Origin of the sequence: Mariniflexile sp. (assembly GCF_041583155.1) — a bacterium.
Classification (GTDB): domain Bacteria; phylum Bacteroidota; class Bacteroidia; order Flavobacteriales; family Flavobacteriaceae; genus Mariniflexile.
Window position 1 is genome coordinate 1 of sequence record NZ_JBFHGK010000059.1, and the last position, 19,193, is coordinate 19,193.

At 32.6% G+C, this 19,193-nt stretch carries 18 protein-coding genes and 1 pseudogene; 14 read left to right on the forward strand and 5 right to left on the reverse strand.

Annotation, left to right across the window (positions count from 1 at the left end):
- The first annotated feature begins 17 nt into the window (after nucleotides 1–17).
- Nucleotides 18–158 (forward strand): transposase, encoded by a 141-nt coding sequence (locus tag ABYI63_RS15550; protein ID WP_372757663.1) that lies wholly within the window; start codon nucleotides 18–20, stop codon nucleotides 156–158.
- Nucleotides 159–342: 184 nt separating this feature from the next.
- Here ABYI63_RS15550 and ABYI63_RS15555 read toward each other — a convergent pair whose 3' ends face one another.
- Nucleotides 343–795 (reverse strand): cell division protein, encoded by a 453-nt coding sequence (locus ABYI63_RS15555; RefSeq protein WP_372757639.1) that lies wholly within the window; start codon nucleotides 793–795, stop codon nucleotides 343–345.
- Nucleotides 796–947: 152 nt separating this feature from the next.
- On the reverse strand, nucleotides 948–2,042 hold the full coding sequence (ychF, locus tag ABYI63_RS15560; RefSeq protein WP_372757640.1) for a redox-regulated ATPase YchF: 1,095 nt from the start codon (nucleotides 2,040–2,042) through the stop codon (nucleotides 948–950).
- A gap of 323 nt (nucleotides 2,043–2,365) precedes the next feature.
- On the opposite strand from ychF, the gene ABYI63_RS15565 reads away from it, so the two are divergent.
- The gene (locus ABYI63_RS15565; protein ID WP_372757641.1) at nucleotides 2,366–5,053 is read left to right on the forward strand and encodes a TonB-dependent receptor domain-containing protein; all 2,688 of its coding nucleotides are present in this window, start codon (nucleotides 2,366–2,368) and stop codon (nucleotides 5,051–5,053) included.
- 112 nt (nucleotides 5,054–5,165) lie between these two features.
- Entirely contained in the window at nucleotides 5,166–6,638 is a 1,473-nt protein-coding gene (locus tag ABYI63_RS15570) for a carboxypeptidase-like regulatory domain-containing protein (protein ID WP_372757643.1), read from the forward strand.
- Nucleotides 6,639–6,732: 94 nt separating this feature from the next.
- Here the strand turns inward: ABYI63_RS15570 and ABYI63_RS15575 are convergent, their stop codons facing one another.
- Entirely contained in the window at nucleotides 6,733–7,086 is a 354-nt protein-coding gene (locus ABYI63_RS15575; RefSeq protein WP_372757644.1) for a 4Fe-4S dicluster domain-containing protein, read from the reverse strand.
- Between the two features lie 66 nt (nucleotides 7,087–7,152).
- Between ABYI63_RS15575 and ABYI63_RS15580 the strand changes: the two genes are divergently transcribed.
- From ABYI63_RS15580 to ABYI63_RS15630, 11 genes are all read left to right on the forward strand, one after another.
- Complete coding sequence (locus ABYI63_RS15580; protein ID WP_372757646.1) at nucleotides 7,153–8,214, forward strand: acyl-CoA reductase; 1,062 nt, start codon at nucleotides 7,153–7,155, stop codon at nucleotides 8,212–8,214.
- A 73-nt stretch (nucleotides 8,215–8,287) separates the two neighbouring features.
- On the forward strand, nucleotides 8,288–9,352 hold the full coding sequence (gene serC, locus ABYI63_RS15585; RefSeq protein ID WP_372757648.1) for a 3-phosphoserine/phosphohydroxythreonine transaminase: 1,065 nt from the start codon (nucleotides 8,288–8,290) through the stop codon (nucleotides 9,350–9,352).
- A gap of 112 nt (nucleotides 9,353–9,464) precedes the next feature.
- Nucleotides 9,465–10,415 (forward strand): D-2-hydroxyacid dehydrogenase, encoded by a 951-nt coding sequence (locus tag ABYI63_RS15590; RefSeq protein WP_372757649.1) that lies wholly within the window; start codon nucleotides 9,465–9,467, stop codon nucleotides 10,413–10,415.
- A gap of 131 nt (nucleotides 10,416–10,546) precedes the next feature.
- A complete protein-coding gene (locus tag ABYI63_RS15595; protein WP_372757651.1) occupies nucleotides 10,547–11,185 on the forward strand; it encodes a DUF937 domain-containing protein in 639 nt (212 codons plus the stop codon).
- Between the two features lie 186 nt (nucleotides 11,186–11,371).
- Entirely contained in the window at nucleotides 11,372–11,809 is a 438-nt protein-coding gene (locus ABYI63_RS15600) for a DUF6146 family protein (RefSeq protein ID WP_372757652.1), read from the forward strand.
- Between the two features lie 40 nt (nucleotides 11,810–11,849).
- A complete protein-coding gene (locus ABYI63_RS15605) occupies nucleotides 11,850–12,152 on the forward strand; it encodes a DUF6787 family protein (protein ID WP_372757654.1) in 303 nt (100 codons plus the stop codon).
- On the forward strand, nucleotides 12,153–12,488 hold the full coding sequence (locus tag ABYI63_RS15610) for a hypothetical protein (protein ID WP_372757655.1): 336 nt from the start codon (nucleotides 12,153–12,155) through the stop codon (nucleotides 12,486–12,488).
- Nucleotides 12,489–12,527: 39 nt separating this feature from the next.
- Nucleotides 12,528–14,927: a TonB-dependent receptor gene (locus tag ABYI63_RS15615; RefSeq protein ID WP_372757656.1), complete on the forward strand. Its 2,400-nt coding sequence runs from the start codon at nucleotides 12,528–12,530 to the stop codon at nucleotides 14,925–14,927.
- A gap of 16 nt (nucleotides 14,928–14,943) precedes the next feature.
- A complete protein-coding gene (locus ABYI63_RS15620) occupies nucleotides 14,944–15,519 on the forward strand; it encodes a type 1 periplasmic binding fold superfamily protein (protein ID WP_372757657.1) in 576 nt (191 codons plus the stop codon).
- 251 nt (nucleotides 15,520–15,770) lie between these two features.
- The gene (locus ABYI63_RS15625; RefSeq protein ID WP_372757658.1) at nucleotides 15,771–16,982 is read left to right on the forward strand and encodes a hypothetical protein; all 1,212 of its coding nucleotides are present in this window, start codon (nucleotides 15,771–15,773) and stop codon (nucleotides 16,980–16,982) included.
- A 222-nt stretch (nucleotides 16,983–17,204) separates the two neighbouring features.
- The gene (locus ABYI63_RS15630; RefSeq protein ID WP_372757659.1) at nucleotides 17,205–18,059 is read left to right on the forward strand and encodes a flagellar motor protein MotB; all 855 of its coding nucleotides are present in this window, start codon (nucleotides 17,205–17,207) and stop codon (nucleotides 18,057–18,059) included.
- A gap of 103 nt (nucleotides 18,060–18,162) precedes the next feature.
- On the opposite strand, the gene ABYI63_RS15635 is transcribed toward ABYI63_RS15630, so the two are convergent.
- Nucleotides 18,163–18,651, reverse strand: coding sequence for a hypothetical protein (locus ABYI63_RS15635; protein ID WP_372757661.1), 489 nt, complete (start codon nucleotides 18,649–18,651; stop codon nucleotides 18,163–18,165).
- A 10-nt stretch (nucleotides 18,652–18,661) separates the two neighbouring features.
- A pseudogene (locus tag ABYI63_RS15640) lies at nucleotides 18,662–19,193 on the reverse strand (MCE family protein); the annotation flags it as partial.

Genomic DNA, 19,193 nt, shown 5'->3' on the forward strand with positions numbered 1-19,193 from the left:
CACTCAATTATAAATCAATCCTAAACTATTTTATAAATAGAAGTACAAATGCTTCGGCCGAAGCATTCAATGCAAAAATTAAAGCCTTTAGGGCACAGTTTAGAGGTGTTAAAAATGTAGAATTCTTTCTTTACAGATTAACTACAATTTTTGCATAAACACAACAATTGAGATTGATCCCTAATTTTACCATTACCGCTTTAGATGAAAATAGGACAATACCCAAAATACCCAATAGAATACCTGAAATAAATTTCTTTTTTTCTTGCATCGGGCAAATATACTACAAGTTGTATTTGCAAGTAATGAAACTAAATTAAAAAGGTGCCGTAAGCCTTATTTTTAAACAGCTTCGGCCTTTTCCTTTAAGAAGTTATTTCTTGTTTCAATAAGTTTTGTCATATACTTTTTAAGAAATAGTGCATCCGCGAATTTACCCAAAATACCATAAGGGGATTCAAAGTAAAAAAGATCAGTCATTATAGTCCTGTTTTCACTTTCGTGAAAAATATACTTATGCTTAAAACATTTGAAAGCTCCTGACACCATTTCATCAACAAAATAATTAGATGCTTTGAACTCGGTGATTTTTGAAGTTAAATGCTGAACGAAACCAAAATGTCTAGCTTCCCATGTTACGGATTCTCCGAGTTCAATTAACCCTGACACTTTTCCGTCTATAGCCATTTCACAAGAACATTTTAATGATTCTTGATGGACATCTATATTTCTTGCTAAATCAAAACATGTTTTTAAATCTGCTTTGATTACGGTTTCTGTTTTTATGAGAGGCATTTCATTTATATTTAAGAGACAATAGCGATAATATTGACCCGAAAATATAAATTTGCCTACAATTAAGAAATATTTACTTATGAAATTTTAGTAAAAACTATAAAATTTACCTTTTATCGATAATTTAACCGAAAAATAACATTTTAGTAAGATTACACATTAAATAAGAAATGCATAATATCGCCATCCTTCACGATATAACTTTTCCCTTCCACACGCATTTTACCAGCCTCTTTTACCTTGGATTCACTACCGTAAGTTACATAATCATCATAAGCGATAACTTCTGCTCTAATAAATCCTTTCTCAAAATCCGTATGTATTACACCCGCGGCCTGAGGTGCAGAAGCTCCTATATCAATAGTCCAAGCACGCACTTCTTTAACACCTGCTGTAAAATAAGTTTGCTGCTTTAAAAGTTTGTATGCAGAACGAATTAATTTTGCTGAACCTGCCTCATCCAAACCTATATCTTGAAGAAACAATTGGCGCTCTTCATAGTCATCCAATTCATTAATATCAGCCTCGGTACCTACGGCTAAAAATAACACTTCGGCATTTTCATCTTTAACAGCTTCTTTTACTTGTTCAACATATTTATTACCAGATACTGCTGAAGCTTCGTCAACATTACAAACATATAATACCGGTTTTTCTGTAATAAACTGCGACGGTTTTACAAAATCTTCGTAATCTTCTTCACTAAATTCCAAAGCACGTACCGAAACACCTGCTTCTAGACTAGCTTTTATTTTTAATAAAACAGCTTCTTCCTTTTGAGCTTCTTTATTACCTGTTTTAGCAGCACGTTTTACCTTTTCAAGTTTTTTATCTACGGTCTCAAGATCCTTAAGTTGTAATTCCATATCGATAGTTTCCTTATCTCTAATCGGATTTACATTACCATCAACGTGTACAATATTATCGTTATCAAAACAACGTAAAACATGTAAAATTGCATCTGTTTCTCGAATATTTGCAAGGAATTGATTTCCTAAACCTTCCCCTTTACTAGCGCCTTTAACCAACCCTGCAATATCAACAATTTCAACGGTTGCTGGTTGTACACGTACAGGCTTTACCAATTCTTCTAGCTTTTCTAAACGTTTGTCTGGTACATTTACCACTCCAATATTTGGCTCAATAGTACAAAACGGAAAGTTAGCACTTTGCGCTTTAGCATTTGATAAACAATTAAATAAAGTCGATTTCCCCACGTTTGGTAATCCTACAATGCCTGCTTTCATGTGTGTATTTTTATGTTTTTTTAGAAAAGCCTATTTGCTAACTAATTATCATTTTTGAGGATGATATAGTTTACAAAAAGCCAATTTCATTTCTTCAGTTTTTTCTATTCAACTAACAAGAACCAATACTTTGGTTTTTGCGAGTGCAAATATAGTCTATAAATACTAGTTTTTTATAATTTTTACAATTACATAACTATTAAAATATTCGTATAAAAATTATAGATTAATCAAAAAAAATGCATCTTTTTTATAGTTCAAGCTTAGTATTTAATAAAATTTTAACATAAATTAGCTATAACTAATTCAAAAATCAAAAACTTATGAAATACATTTGTTTAACAATGCTTCTTATTTTGGGCATTAATTTTTCGTATTCACAAACCGTAAGAGGGGTTGTTTCAGATGCATCTGGAATGCCTATTGCTGGAGCCAACGTGATTGTGAAAGGAACCAATTCGGGAGTGGTTACCGATATTGATGGTAAATACATTATAAACGTTGGTCCAAAAGGAACGCTTGTTTTTAGTTACGTTGGATACAATTCTATAACTATTAATGTAAACAACCAAACTACTATTAATGCCATTTTAGAAGAAGGTGTTAGTCTTAACGAAGTTCTTTTAGTTGGTTCTCGTAGTCCTAAAAGAACTGCTACAGACACGGCTGTACCTGTGGATGTTATCGACGTTGCAAACATAGCATCAACAACAGGAAAAGTGGAAGTAAATGAAATTTTACAATACGCCGCCCCTTCATTTAATGCTAGTAAGCAATCTGGATCTGATGGTGCCGACCACATTGTACCCGCTTCATTAAGAGGATTAGGTCCAGACCAAACACTTGTACTTATTAATGGAAAACGCAGACATCAATCATCTTTAGTGAATGTATTTGGAACACGTGGTAGAGGAAATTCAGGTACAGATTTAAATGCGATTCCGGCAACTGCCATAAAAAGAATTGAAGTTTTAAGAGATGGCGCTTCTGCACAATATGGATCTGATGCTATTGCTGGTGTTATCAATATTGTTTTAAAGGACAATACTGATGGTTTTTCAGGAGGCGTTACTTACGGCGCATTTAGCACCGCAATTGGTGAAGGCTGGGAAGAAGCTACCGGAGAAACGTTATATAATGTAGAAGGTAAAAATAGATTAGACGGAAAAGATAAAAGTTTTGATGGTGCTACCGTTAAAATTGATGCAAATTATGGAGTTCCTCTTAATAATATCGGAGGATTTATAAATTTTACTACCGAGTTTTTAACCAGAGAAAACACCTTAAGACCAGGTTTTTCATGGAGAAAAGGGTACGGAAGTGCGGGAGTTGATGGCTTTAATTTTATGATAAATTCATCATTACCAATAAATGATAACACAGAGGTTTATGCCTTTGGTGGCAGAAATTATAGAGACACTAATGCTTATGCTTTTTCAAGAGATAGTTTCGATAATGGAGACAACCGCTCAGTTCCTAGTTTGTATCCAGATGGTTTTACACCAAGAATTACCTCAAACATTACAGATGTTTCAGTTTCCGTAGGTGTTAAACATGAAATGGAAAACGGTTGGAATGTTGACTTTAATAACACCTTTGGAAAAAATAATTTTCACTATTTCATAAAAGGAAGTAATAATGCTTCAATGAAGGATGCCTCGCCTACCGACTTTAATGCTGGTGGTCATTTCCTTTCCCAAAACACAACCGGCATCGATTTTAATAAATATTTAGATGATGTGGCTGCTGGTTTAAGTTTGGCATTCGGTATGGAATATAGAACAGAAAATTTTGGTATATTTTCTGGTGAAGTGCCTTCTTATGCTTTATACGATGAATATGGCGTTCCTTATACAAATCCCGATTTCCAGGAAGTTGCTACAGATGACAACGGTGATAATTTACTAGGAGGTTCTCAAGGTTTTCCTGGATATAGTCCTGCTAATGAAGTGGATAGAAACCGAACCAATTACGGTATATATTTTGACTCCGAATTAAATATCAGTGATGATTTTATGTTGGCTGCTGCAGTACGCTATGAAGACTATAGCGATTTTGGAACCACTATAAACGGAAAATTAGCAAGCAGATTAAAACTAGGTGATAATCTAACTTTAAGAGGATCCATTTCAACTGGTTTTAGAGCCCCTTCATTAGCACAATTATATTACAATTTAATTTTTACAAATATTGTAGCCGGAAGGTCTATACCTTCATTATTATCCGCTAATAATAGTACGGTTACTAAAGCATTCGGTATCGGACAATTGAACGAAGAAAAAGCATTTAACTCCAGTATAGGTTTTACTTTTAAAAAAGGAAGTTTTACCGCTACTATAGATGCTTACGCAATATCTGTTGATAACCGAATCATCCTAACAGATAACTTTACAGACCAGGCAATTCTTGGTCCTTTAAACGTTGAAGCCGCACAGTTTTTTGCTAATGGCGTAGACACCAAAACTACTGGTGTAGATATTGTACTAAACTATGACACACAAATAGGTAATAATGGTAAAATTAACGTAGCTGTAATAGGTAATTTTAATGATTTGAAAATTGAAGAAATCCATAATGGAAACCTAAATGAATTTACGTTTTTCGGACCTTTTTCTCAAGCCTATTTAAAAGCAGCTGCACCCGATTATAAATTTGGACTTAATTTAGGATACTCTTATTCAAAATTTGATGCCATGATTTCATTAACTCAGTTTAGTGAAGTAACCATTCAAGATTTTCAATGGGTAGATACGCCTGCCACAACACAAGCTGAAGCAGATGCCTTATTTCCGGTGGCTACAGATATTTATGAAGCCAGCATGACAGTAGATCTTAGCTTAGGATACCAATTAACTGATAAATTAAAATTTAGTTTAGGTGCTAATAATCTATTCAACACCTACCCGACTCCGCAATTTGATGGCTGGACCGATCAGGGAGGGTTAGCCGATTCAGTACAAATGGGTTCTGATGGAACTTATGTTTTTGGAAGAATAAATTTTAATCTATAATACTTAATAATCTTTTCTACAGAAAAAGCTTCCAAATTTGGAAGCTTTTTCTCTTTCGTAATGTAACAAAATATTATACTATTCGTCTAATTTTCATTTGAATACTAAAATTATGAAAACAAAATATTTAGCACTGTTTATAGTATTTATGGGTCATCGCATCATCTATTCTCAAAATATTACCGCTAAACTTATCGATAAAAATACGCAGAAACCAATTCCCTATGCCACAATTAAAACAGGTGAATACAACGGAGTTATTTCAAATGAGGAAGGTTATTTTTCTTTAATTGGTGAAAACCCAGAAACTACCCTATTAAATATTTCATGTCTGGGTTATAAAAACATAACCTTAAGTATTAAAGATCTTAAAAAAGCAAATTATCTCATAAAATTAGAAGAAGCATTCAATCAACTAAACGAAATTTACATAACAAATCAAAGACCAAACGTAGACACTATTATTGCAGGAATTAAAAAGAAATTTAAAGATAATTACGATGTTAATCTTAAAACCTACAGTATTTTTTACAGGGCAACAGATTATATAGATTTCAAAAATTTAAATTTTGAAATTGATAAAGCATCACAAGTGAGTAAACAACAACTCGAACAAGCCAATGCTCGTTTAGAAGCTTTAAATCGCGACATTATTAATAGTAAAACAATCCATTTTACTGATTTTAAAGGCAACGTATACCTACAAAATAGAGACAATACCAAATTAGCTGTTACTAAGGTAACCAAACTGATAGACCAGAAAAATGATTTTTCATTGAAAGAAGTTGAAAAACGTGCACAACACATTATACTTAAATATCTAGATACAACAAAGACCTATAAAATGAAATCAGGAATATTCACAGTTGAAGATTCCATGTCGTTAAGAAAAGAAAATCTTAAAAACAATTCTAAAAAGGAAATTGAAATTACAGATTTAAAGAATAACACTGATAAATTAATACATAAAACGCAACTTTATGAAAATTCGTTTCTATACAATATACTAGACACCAAGTTATACGATCATACAATAACTGATGTTACCTTTTTTAATGATGAAGTTAATTATATCATTAACTATAAACCTAGAAAGGGTAAAGCAAAGTACACTGGAAACCTTCTGGTTTCTGGTAACAATTATGCCATAACAAAATTAGATTTTTCTTATTTTGAAGACAGACACGGCAGCAAATTAAACCTCAAACTTCTCGTTGGAATTAAGTTTGAAGAAAATATAAATAAAGGCACCATACTTTTTGAAAAGCAAGAAAACAATAAGTATCTACCAAAATACATAAAACATGAAACAGGTAACTATTTCTATGTTAAAAGAGATTTAACATTAATTGAAAATAGTCGAAATCGTTATAAAATAAGTTCAGAATTTAAAATTGAAGGCAACAACCGCCATAAAGAAGAATTGTTATTCACAGCTATAAACACCCTTAACTTGGATGATTACAAGGCTATAAAACAAGAAAAATCAACAACATTCCAAAACTTAAACAAATACGAAAAATCAATTTGGGAAAACGAAGAAATCTTGGAACCATTAGAGGAAATGAAAAAGTTTAATAATTAATTAGGCCCCACAGAAATAAAAAAAATCCTTAGCAAAGCTAAGGATTCTATAGTCTCGAATCAAACAAATTCAAAGTTGTCAGTTACAATGTTCTTTACCCTTCAGGGTGCATAAAACGTTGCTTAGCCAATAACTCCTCTTCTGTTTCCACATGATTATCATCAGGAACACAGCAATCTACAGGACAAACGGCAGCACACTGTGGTTCATCATGAAACCCTTTACATTCAGTACACTTATCTGGCACAATATAATAGTATTCATCACTTATAGGCTCTTGAGCTTCATCAGCATCAACTTCATTACCATTTGTAAGAACAACAGAACCTGTTAAACTGGTACCATCTTTATAGCGCCAATCGTCTGCACCTTCATATATTGCTGTATTTGGGCACTCAGGTTCACAAGCACCACAATTTATACATTCGTCTGTTATAATAATTGCCATAGCGTTTTTTCTTTTTAACTTTGTCGAGCAAAAATAACGCCAAAACTATTCAAAACCAAATTAAGCATGCAATTACACCAAAGAATTAACGCATTTGTGAAATTAGGAGATTTTTTAAGTCAATTTTCTAATGAAATTATTCAAAAAAAGGATAATATTGAACACAACGAGTTATTTTTTGATGGATTTAAGCACCAATTAAAATTAGCTGAAGAACACAACGGATGGTTTACAAAAGAAAACATGGCCTATGCCATAAAAGGTTGGTCGGATAGTTTAAGTGACAACAATTTAAATACCTGGCTTAAACCATATAATATAGGTAAGATTACTCCAAAACAAGTGGCCATAATTATGGCTGGAAACATTCCTTTGGTGGGCTTTCATGACTTTTTAGCAGTGTTAATTACCGGGCATAGTGTGCTTGTTAAACAATCATCCAACGATAAACACCTACTCCCCTATTTAGCAAAATATCTTGAATATGTTGAACCCGATTTTAAAGGACGCATCAATTTCACAGAAGGCAAAGTAGAAAATTTTGATGCCGTTATAGCTACTGGCAGCAACAACACGGCGCGTTATTTTGAATATTATTTTAAAGGCAAACCTTCTATTATTAGAAATAACAGAAATTCCGTTGCGGTTTTAACTGGCAAGGAAACGGAAGCAGATTTTAAAAACCTGGCTGAAGATATTTTTAGGTATTACGGCTTAGGTTGTAGAAACGTTTCAAAAATATTCGTTCCTAAAAACTATAATTTTGATGGCTTTTTTAACGGCATGTTTCATTGGAACCCAATAATTGAAAAAGCTAAATATGCCAACAATTACGATTACAATAAAGCCGTTTATTTAATGAGTGAATTTGACATGCTGGAAAACGGTTTTTTAATGATAAAAGAAGATGCCAGTTACGCCTCTCCAATTGCTACTGTTTTTTACGAATTTTATGAAGATCCACAGCAATTGAAAGAAAAGTTAAAAGCCGATAATAGCCAAATTCAGTGTATTGTTTCTAATGGTTTTACAGAAAACGAAATCCCTTTTGGGGCCTCACAAAAACCAGAACTTTGGGATTATGCGGATAGTGTCGATTCTGTTGAATTTTTATTAGCAATTTCCTAAAAAAATTATTGAATTTTTAGCATTATTTTTCTAATTAATTAGCAACTTTGCATCTTTAAATTCTACAACACAAATGAAGAAACACAACTTTAGTGCAGGACCAAGTATATTACCACATGAAGTAATCCTTAAATCCTCTCAGGCAGTCCTTGATTTTAACAATGAAGGCTTATCTATTTTAGAAATATCTCATAGAAGTAAAGGTTTTATTGATGTCATGGAAAAAGCCAGAGCATTAGTTATAGAACTTATGGGACTTGAAGGAAAAGGCTATAAAGCATTATTTTTACAAGGTGGAGCCAGTACACAATTTTTAATGGTAGCCATGAATCTTTTGGAAAAAAGAGCTGGGTATTTAAATACAGGAGCTTGGAGTTCCAAAGCTATAAAAGAAGCTAAAAAATTAGACGATATTTATGAGGTTGCATCATCTAAAGACGCAAACTTTAACTATATCCCTAAAGGATTTGATATCCCTGAAGATTACGATTATTTTCACTGTACTTCAAACAACACCATTTTTGGAACTCAAATAAAATCGTTCCCAGACTCGCCAATCCCAATGGTTTGCGATATGAGTAGTGATATATTTTCTCGCGACATAGATTTTTCAAAATTTGGAATTATATATGCTGGTGCCCAAAAAAATATGGGACCTGCAGGAACGACTCTTGTAGTTGTTAAAGAAGATATTTTAGGTAAAGTATCTCGCAATATTCCATCTATCATGGATTACAAAATTCATATCGATAACGGTAGTATGTATAATACACCTCCAGTATTTTCTGTTTATACTTCCATGTTAACTTTAGAATGGTTAAAAAACCTAGGTGGTATTAAAGCTGTAGAAAAATTAAATGAAGATAAAGCTCGTTTAATGTACTCTGAAATCGATTTAAATCCATTATTCAAAGGTTTTGCTGCCAAAGAAGATCGTTCTATCATGAATGCAACATTCACTTTAGAAAATGAAAATTTAAAGGAGACGTTTGAAACCATGCTTAAAGAAGCTGGAATTAGCGGTGTTAACGGACACAGAAGTGTTGGTGGATACAGAGCATCTATGTACAATGCATTACCAATTGAAAGTGTAAAAGCACTTGTAGAAGTAATGAGTGAATTAGAAAGCAAAGCTTAAAATCTAAGAACAACTAAAGGTTCTCAAACAAAAAACTAAATATAAATTGAAGCAAAAAGGTTTTGTTATTTCAACTTAAAACTTTTTAAACTTTAAACTTTAAACATTAAAAATGAAAGTATTAGCAAACGACGGTATTTCTCAAACTGGAAAGGTAGCTCTGGAACAAGGAGGTTTTGAAGTTATCACAACAACCGTAGCACAAGAACAATTAGCAAATTATATTAACGAAAATAAAATTGACGTTTTATTAGTACGTAGTGCTACAACAGTACGTAAAGATTTAATAGACGCTTGCCCAAGCATAAAAATTATTGGCCGTGGCGGTGTTGGTATGGATAATATTGATGTGGATTACGCAAAAAGTAAAGGAATTCATGTTATTAACACACCTGCATCTTCATCTCACTCGGTTGCAGAATTAGTATTTGGTCACTTTTACGGTTTAGCTCGTTTCTTGCATAACTCAAACAGAGACATGCCATTAGAAGGTGATGCTAGCTTTGGTAAATTAAAGAAGGCATACGCTAAAGGCGTTGAGCTTAAAGGAAAAACTTTAGGAGTTTTAGGTTTTGGTCGTATCGGTCAAGCCACTGCCAAAGTAGCTTTAGGTGCTGGAATGAAAGTTATCGCATTCGACCCATTCTTAGAAAAAGCAAATTTACAATTAGATTTCTTTGATGGTCAAAAAGTGAATTTTGAAATTAAAACCATTTCAAAAGAAGAGGTTTTAAAGCAAGCTGATTTTATCACATTACACGTTCCTGCACAAAAAGAATATGTAATTGGAGCTCCAGAATTTGAAATGATGAAGAAAGGTGTATTCTTAGCGAATGCAGCGCGTGGTGGTGTAGTTGATGAAGCTGCTCTAGTAAGTGCTATTGAAAGCGGTAAGGTAGCAGGTGCTGCATTAGACGTTTTTGAAAACGAACCAAAACCAGAGATTCAATTATTAATGAATTCAGGTTTATCGTTAACACCTCATACGGGTGCAGCTACAAACGAAGCTCAGGATAGAATTGGAACAGAATTAGCCGAACAAATTATAAGCATCTTAAAATAAGAACCGTAAAAATTCTTACTTATAGTATTTAATAAAGTCCTAACACATTGTTAGGACTTTTTTTGTACCTTGAACATCCAAATTCATATTTTCTTTGAATTTTTAAAATGTAAATCATAAATATAAAAAACATGTCAGGAATTTTAGACTTATTAAACAGCGACCTTGGAAAAACCATTATTAATGGTGTTTCTAACCAAACTAACCAACCAGCAAACAAAACACAAGACGTTTTAACAATGGCATTACCAGTACTAATGCAAGCTATGAAACGTAATGCAGCAACACCTCAGGGTGCAGAAGGTTTAATGAATGCCTTGAATAACAAACATGATGGTAGTCTTTTAGAAAATCTTGGTGGCTTATTTAGTGGTGGCGTTGATTCTAGTATTTTAGATGATGGAAGCAAGATTTTAGGTCATGTTTTAGGAGGCAAACAACAAGCCGTAGAAAATACGTTAGGTGCTAAGGCAGGCATGGATGCAAACTCTGTGGCACAAATTCTTAAGGTAGCTGCCCCAATTTTAATGGGAATATTAGGAAATCAAGCAAAACAACAAAACGTTAGTAATTCTGGTGGCATTGAAAGTCTTTTAGGAGGCTTAATAGGTGGTAGTTCTGCCAAAAACGAGCAAAGCTTTTTAGAATCAATTCTGGATGCTGATGGCGATGGCAGTGTAGTAGACGACGTAGCTGGTATGGTTTTAGGAGGAGATAAAAAGAAAGGTGGACTTGGAGGTTTATTAGGTGGCCTTTTTGGAGGTAAATAATGTAATAATTTCAAAATAATTATAAAATGCCAAGCTTAACTGTTTGGCATTTTTAGTTAAAATGAATTCAACAGCAGTAATTTAAGGAATGATTTTTGTACTTTAAAGATCAACCAAGCATTATTAGGTTATAACTACCAATGTTAAGTAATCATCGAATGGTTTAAACACTAAAAAACATCCCTCATGAAAACAGTAGCATCTATTATAATAATTTTCTTCTTCATTATTGGTTGTAACACAACCAAAACAACTGCTTCTCATAAAAATGAAGAATTAGAAAACGAAAAATTAGGAGATACGGTTAGGATTTCCAATGATGAATTAGAATACGAAATCATTATTATTGAGCCTGGATTTAATTCTTGGTTGGCTAGTACAGCAAGACCTGAAGGTTTCTACTCACAACAATATATGGAAACTAGAAATTATCAGTACGTCATAGAATGGAATCAGCGTGTTTTACAACCTCAACGATATAACCCAAATTTGTATGAACTACAAATTGATTATCAGCCAAATATCGATTATGGTTATGATGTAAATTACAAATTATATAACTACTTCATCTATTTTCAACTTACCTACAATCAAAGATTAGGGCCATTTCTACCAAGAATTTAAAGTTGATTCCTTACTTTTGCATTTCAAAAAAAAATAACTTTTGAAAAAATTAAAAGAACGTTGGGGTATTGAGAAGGATTGGCAAATCATTATGATACTAATTGTATTTGCTGTTACTGGATCGACCGCCTCTTATATAGGTAAACCAATATTAAGTTTTTTTCAAATTTCTACCGAAAACTTAGGTGTTTTAGCTTATTGGGTAGTTCGTATATTGCTTTTATTTGTAATGTATCAGTTTCTGTTAGTATTTTTCGGTTGGCTTTTCGGACAACATAAATTTTTCTGGAATTTTGAAAAAAAAATGTTAAGGCGGATAGGATTTAAACGTCTAATAGATTAAATGCAAAAAATAAAGGAACATATCATTTTTAAGTCATTGGGTTTAATGCTTGCATTAACCCTATTAGTTCCTATTGGAGTAAAGTTTTCTCATATTTTTGCAAACCATCATCATGACATTTGTAAAGGTGAAAAAGCAACCCATTTACATGAAATAAATACGGATTGTGACTTTTACAAGTTTAAGTTAAGCACAACATATTATTACTTAGCGTTTGAATATTCAGGTTTTATAGAAACACCTTTACATTCAGATCCCATAATAACATCATATAATTATCTTAAAAATCATTGGCAATTACCTTTTTCATTAAGAGGTCCTCCGAATTTAGTGTAACAATTTGAGTCAAATTTTTATACTAAAAACAAAAACCCAATGAAATATATTTTATTGATTGTTTCGTTATTTGCTTTTCATTTAACAAATAGTCAATCATGCTCCCATACTTTTTCTGGAGAAATACATGATTTTCATAATGGCGCTTCTATAGAAGGGGCAACCATTTACATACAAGAACTAAACAAATATGCTATAAGTGATAAAAATGGCAAATTTCGTTTTAAGAACTTGTGTGAAGGAAGCGTTACGGTTACCGTTGCCCACATAGGTTGCGAAACAATTTCACTTGAGATTACTATTCAAGAAGACCTCTTTAAAATAATTAATTTAGAGCATCATTTTGAAGCACTTAATGAAGTTAAAATTGAAGGACATAGTGGCATAAAGAAAACCAAGACAAGCCAGGAAACAGTTATAAAAGCTGAAACTTTAGAAAAATATAGTGCCAGTAATCTTGGAGATGCTTTAAAGGAAATTAGCGGTGTATCGTCTATTAATACCGGAAATTCTATAGTGAAACCAGTTATTAACGGTTTGCATAGTAGTAGAATAATCACGCTTTCCAATAATGTTGTTTTACAAGATCAAGAGTGGGGAATTGAACATGCTCCTAATGTGGATATTAATTCCGCAGGAAACGTTTCTGTAATAAAAGGTTCTGGTGCGTTGGCCTATGGCGGTTATGCCTTAGGTGGTGTTATTGTTTTAAATCCACGAAACCCGAGTAAAACGGATTCATTGTATGGACAAACCATAACAAGTGCTCAAACTAATGGTCGAGGAACCAATATAAGTAGTACGCTAACTAAAACCTATGAAAGTGGTTGGTATGTAAGCGGTCAAGCTAGTGCAAAACGCTATGGCGATTTTAAGGCTGCAAATTATTATTTAACAAACACAGGCTTAGATTCCAAAAGTTTTTCATTCAATACAGGGTTTAATTCTTTTGAAAAAGGGTTTAACGCCTATTATAGCTTTGTAAATAATAATATTGGAATTTTAGCTTCATCGCACATTGGTAATATTGAAGATTTAGTTAACGCTATTAATTCAAATGAACCCACTGTTGAAGAAGACTTTAGTTATGGCATAGACTCACCAAGGCAGGATGTAACACACCAAATAGCAAAGGCTAGTTTTTATAAACGTTTTAAGGGAATTGGGAAGTTAAACCTTCAATATGATTACCAAAACAATAAACGTTTTGAATTCGACAAACGAGTTGGAGACGATAAAAACAAGGCTTCCATCGATTTAACATTACAAACGCACACTGTAAGTTCCAATTTAAAAATTGATAAGCATGATAACAAAGCGTTTGAAGTCGGATTTAACGCAGAATACCAAAACAATTTTGCAAACCCAGATACGGGTATAAGACGGTTAATACCGGATTATGACAAATACAGTTTTGGTGCTTTTATAACTTCTGAATGGACATTAAATGATAAAACATTATTTGATGCAGCTTTGCGATATGACTTTGTTAACATTGATTCTAAAAAATTCTATCAAACCAGCCGATGGGAAGAACGTGGCTATGATGCCGATTTCAGTGATATTATAATTAATGATTTAGGGACACAGTTACTCACAAACCCTAATTTCAAATACAATACTATTTCTGCATCAACAGGATTAACGCATCAGTTTAATGCTAATAATTCCATATTAGTCAATTATAGTTTGTCTAACAGAATTCCTAATCCATCAGAATTGTTTAGTGATGGATTACATCATTCGGCCGCTAGAATTGAACTGGGTGATTTACGTATCAAACAAGAACAGTCCAACAGGTTTTCAGCTTCATATGCTTACCAAACTGAGTTTTTAAAATTAAATTTAGAAGGTTTTTACAATAGTATAAATGATTTCATTTACATAGAGCCAACGGGTGTAGAACAAACTATTAGAGGCTCGTTCCCGGTGTGGGAGTATCAGCAAACAAACGCCATGTTGACGGGTTTGGATTTGAGTCTAAATTTAACTCTAAATGAACATGTACATTTTGCTAATACAACATCTTATACCAAAGGAAGGGACTTAACACAACGTAGAGATTTAATTGATATTCCCGCTTTAAAAACTATAAACACCATTAGTTATAACAACAAAGCTTGGAAAAATTTTAACGCTGAATTAAAAAGTGAGTGGGTTTTTAAACAAAATGAATATCCAAATAACAATTTTGAAACTTACGTAGCAACAACAGATTCGTATGTTTTAGTTGATATTAGTACGCCTCCACCCGCTTATCATTTATTACATTTTTCAACTGATGTTACATTGCCAACATCTAAGAATACAAATTTAAACGTAGGTTTAAACATTAGTAACCTATTTAATACTAGTTATAGAGAGTACCTTAACCGATTAAGGTATTTTGCCGATGATTTAGGAAGAAATATTATGATACAATTAAAATTTAACTATTAATAAAAAAAATAAACACATGAAATCTTTAAAATATTTATCACTTTTATTCATATCAATCTTAACATTAACTGCTTGTTCATCTGATGAAGATCCGGAAATTGTAAATGAAGAAGAATTAATCACTACGGTTACTGCAGTATACACACCTGTAGGCGGTGGCGATGTTGTTACACTACAATACAAAGATTTAGATGGTGAAGGTGCCAATGCGCCAGTAATAACTGTTTCTGGTAGTTTTCAAACGAATACCACTTATGAAGGTAATGTCACTTTTTTAAACGAAACTACAGATCCTGCTGATAATATTACTTTAGAAATACTTGAAGAAGGAGACGAGCACCAGTTGTTTTACCTAACTACAGGTTCTTTAAATAGTGTTACTTACTCTGATGATTCTAGTGACTTGGATTCTAATGGATTTCCTATTGGATTAAAAAGCATTTTCACAACAACAGGGGCCGCTTCCGGAACTTTAACTATTATTTTACGTCATGAGCCTAATAAAGATGCTGCAAACGTATCAAGTGGTGATATTACAAATGCAGGAGGGTCAACTGATGCGTCGGTAACATTCTCAATTGTAGTAGAGTAAACTAAACCATGTTATTTAATAAGTTAGCTTTTACCCATTTTTTAATGGTGTAATAACTTTTTATGCCCTTTTACTAACTGCGGTAAAAGCTAACTCGTATCCTAATTTGCCAATATATTGCTATTAAATTTTTATCGATTAACGTCGAGAAGAACACCCTACGCCATAATTTGGCAGATTAATAAACTTAAAAAATCACTATTCAAACAATTTCATCTGTATCTAAAATAACAGATAAAAAAATATAATATATGAAAAACCATTTTTTAAAACTGATTGCCATATTTTTTGTATCGATAGCCACATTCTCATGCACAAATGATGATGATGATGATTCAAGCAATGATTTAACAAGTAAGGAACATAAATACCTTAGAGTTCTGGTTTCAGATGGCACAAGTACCAATTTATCATTAGTTAATCCATATTTACAAACTACAGAGTTTTTTACTGCAAAATTTGCAAAATCATATTTATACACTACCGAATCTCAGAGATTTGCTGGCATTGTTCATCGCGAAAACAATATGTTTGAAACATTTGATAGTGGTTATGAATTTCATGGAGACCATGTAGATGTTAGAGGCACTCCTAAATTTGGTGCTCTAACTGGTGTTTCGTTATTACCAACACATTTTAAAAGTAGTTATGGAAAATTAATAACATTTAATGATGGTGATGGCACACTTTCGATAGGGAATGAAGCCGATATACATGTGGAAGGCGCAACCTTACAAACTATTAATGCGGGATTAACTGCGCACCACGGAGCTATGACTGCCTTTTCTAACGGTACGTACGCTGTTACAGAAAAAGATAATTCATCAACCAGCACGCTTCCCGAAAGAGTTAAAATTATAAATGCAAATGGTATTACAGTTCACGCTTCAACTATAGCAACTGGCGGTATTCACGGAAATGCATCTGATGGTACTTATGCTGTTTTTGGTTCGTCTAGTGGCGTATTAGTCGTTCAAAGTAATGGACAACAAAACCTGATTAGCTTACCTTCTAATTTTGAAACCGCTTGGTTTGGAACCATTCTTGAAACTGCTTTTGATGGTAAATTTGTTGGATATACTGCTGCTAAAGGTGCTTATTTAATTGATGTAGTTGCCGAAACTATAACACCAATTATTGAAAGCACTTCAATTATGCAGTGCAAAGTTAGTTACAACTTAAATAAATTAGGTGTATTATTATATTCAGGAGACCTTAAAATTTTTAATCTAAGTAATTTGTCTTTGGAAAAAGATAATAATGTTATTAGCCCCACTGCTACAAGTGCAGCATCAAAGCCTCTCTTGCTTCTTTCTGATAGATTTGCCTACATAACCTCTACTTCAACAAGTGAGTTATTCCAAATTAATTTATCTAAAATGTCTGTAGCCCAAAAATTAACAATAACGGACAATCCTTTTTCTATGACTTTCATGGGTTACGAAAATAGTACAGATCATTAAAAAACCACTTAACAGAATAATGCTAAGGTAATTTATAGTTACGAGCATTAAACTTAAAAGACCTTGCATTCGTATGTAAGGTCTTTTTTAATGGTAGTAGCTACAAAAAAGACGTATCGCGTAACACCCATAGTAGATTACTGACTTTAAATGACTTATGTCATTGTAAACCAATAATACATGTACTATCTTTAATAACATAACAACCTAAAATAGAAAGTCATGAAAACACTAAAATTAGCAACCTTAATTTTAACAGTATTGCTTTCCGCCTGTGTAAGTCAAAAAAAGTATTTGACCTTAGAAAACAACTATATCCTTTGTAAAGATGACTTAAAAACTGCTCAAAGTAATGTTTTAGTTCTAGAAAACAGCTTAGCTAACGAAAAAAACAATACTAATGCTATGGAACAGCAATTAGAATATTTTAAGAGCACAAACACTAATTTATTGCAAAGATTATCCGATTTGTCGGTTATAAATATTTCTGGTGCAGAAAGTATTAAAAAATCTTTAGATGCTTTAAATCAGCAAAATAAATACATCAAAGATTTAACAAACTCTATGCAACGCAAAGATTCTCTTAATTTGGTTTTGGTAATGAATTTAAAACGCTCACTCGACATGTTTGATGATGAAGATATTAAAATAGAAGTTAAAAAAGGTGTGGTTTACATTTCGTTGTCTGACAGAATGTTATTTAGATCTGGAAGTTTTAAAATAAATAATCAGGCTGAAGACGTTTTAGGAAAGATTGCTAAAATAGTTAACGATCACAAGGAGTTAGATATTCTTGTTGAAGGACATACAGATAATGTGCCCATTTCGACAGAATGTATTATGGACAACTGGGATTTAAGTGTAAAAAGAGCAACTTCTATTGTAAGGTTAATGCAAAGTAAATTTGGAGTTTTACCAGAAAGAATGACTGCTGGCGGACGCTCTGAATACATTCCAAAAGAAACCAATACAACAGAAAAAGGAAAAGCACTAAACCGAAGAACTGAGATTATAATTCTTCCTAAATTAGATCAATTTTTTGAATTATTAGAACCTCCAACTAATAGCAATCAATAAGTGTTAATTGGTTTTATTCGGTGTAAATAAGCCCAAAACTAACTAGTTTTGGGCTTATTACATTTAATATAAAATGACTTTAAATTTGAATAAAAAAGTATCTCTAATATCCTAATTTGTTTTTTTGGTTTGGGACTTCCCATTTTATAATTTCTTTTAAAAATTCATCTACTTTTTCAACAATTAATTTTTCAGAAATGTCTTTTGGGTTATAAACTCCCAGTTCCATACTGCTATCTTCAAGCGATGTTTGGTCGTTTAACGGAAATAAAATAGTTATTACAACATTACCATTATACGATTGAGAAAACACTAAAGCCCCGCCTTGAAGAAACTGGTAATTAGCCAATTCGTTAGTCTGCTCAATTAATTCTACCGGCAAAGAATCAAAAATAATGTTTATGGCATCTTTGGCGCCTATCCAGTCGAGTTCTTGCACACGCCATCCAATTTTATACTTATCAACAATAGCATTCAGCGTGTTTCTCAATACCGTTTTAACTTCGTTTTTCCATAATTTCTTCTTCTTAACAACCGTTTCAATCGAGTTTTTATAGTCGTTAATGCGCTCATTTAAATATTCTATATTCATATCTTTTGAATTATTGTTCCAATTTCTTAAGTTCTCTTTTCTCTTGTCTTTCTAACTTCCTAAAATAACTTCGCGTTAAAAAATTATGCTTTAAAGCTTCCATATTTTGGTTAAACTTATCGGTTCCTTCATTAATATTTTTAAGCGTAGATTTTAGATCTTTAACCAAGCTTGTATCTTTTACAAGATAATTATAGGTACCCTTACTTTTGTTAAAGTCATTCACTGCCGTATTAATATTAAACAGCATCGTTTCCATCTCTTTACTAGATGCTTCCAGATTTTTAACCGTAGATTTAATTCTTTTTCCAGAAATTGAATCGTTTAATAACATACCTAACACTGTTGATTTGTTGGTTCTTAAAGATGTTACGATTTGGTTTATTTCGTTTAAAGTATTCGAAGCACTTTGACTTGCAGTTTGTAAGTTGGTGATGGAATGCCTTAAGTCTTTAGCCATAATGGTATCATTTAACAACAGTGCTAAAGTGCCTTTCCCTTTTATCATGGCGGTTGTTATTTTAAGTAAATCTGACGTTAAA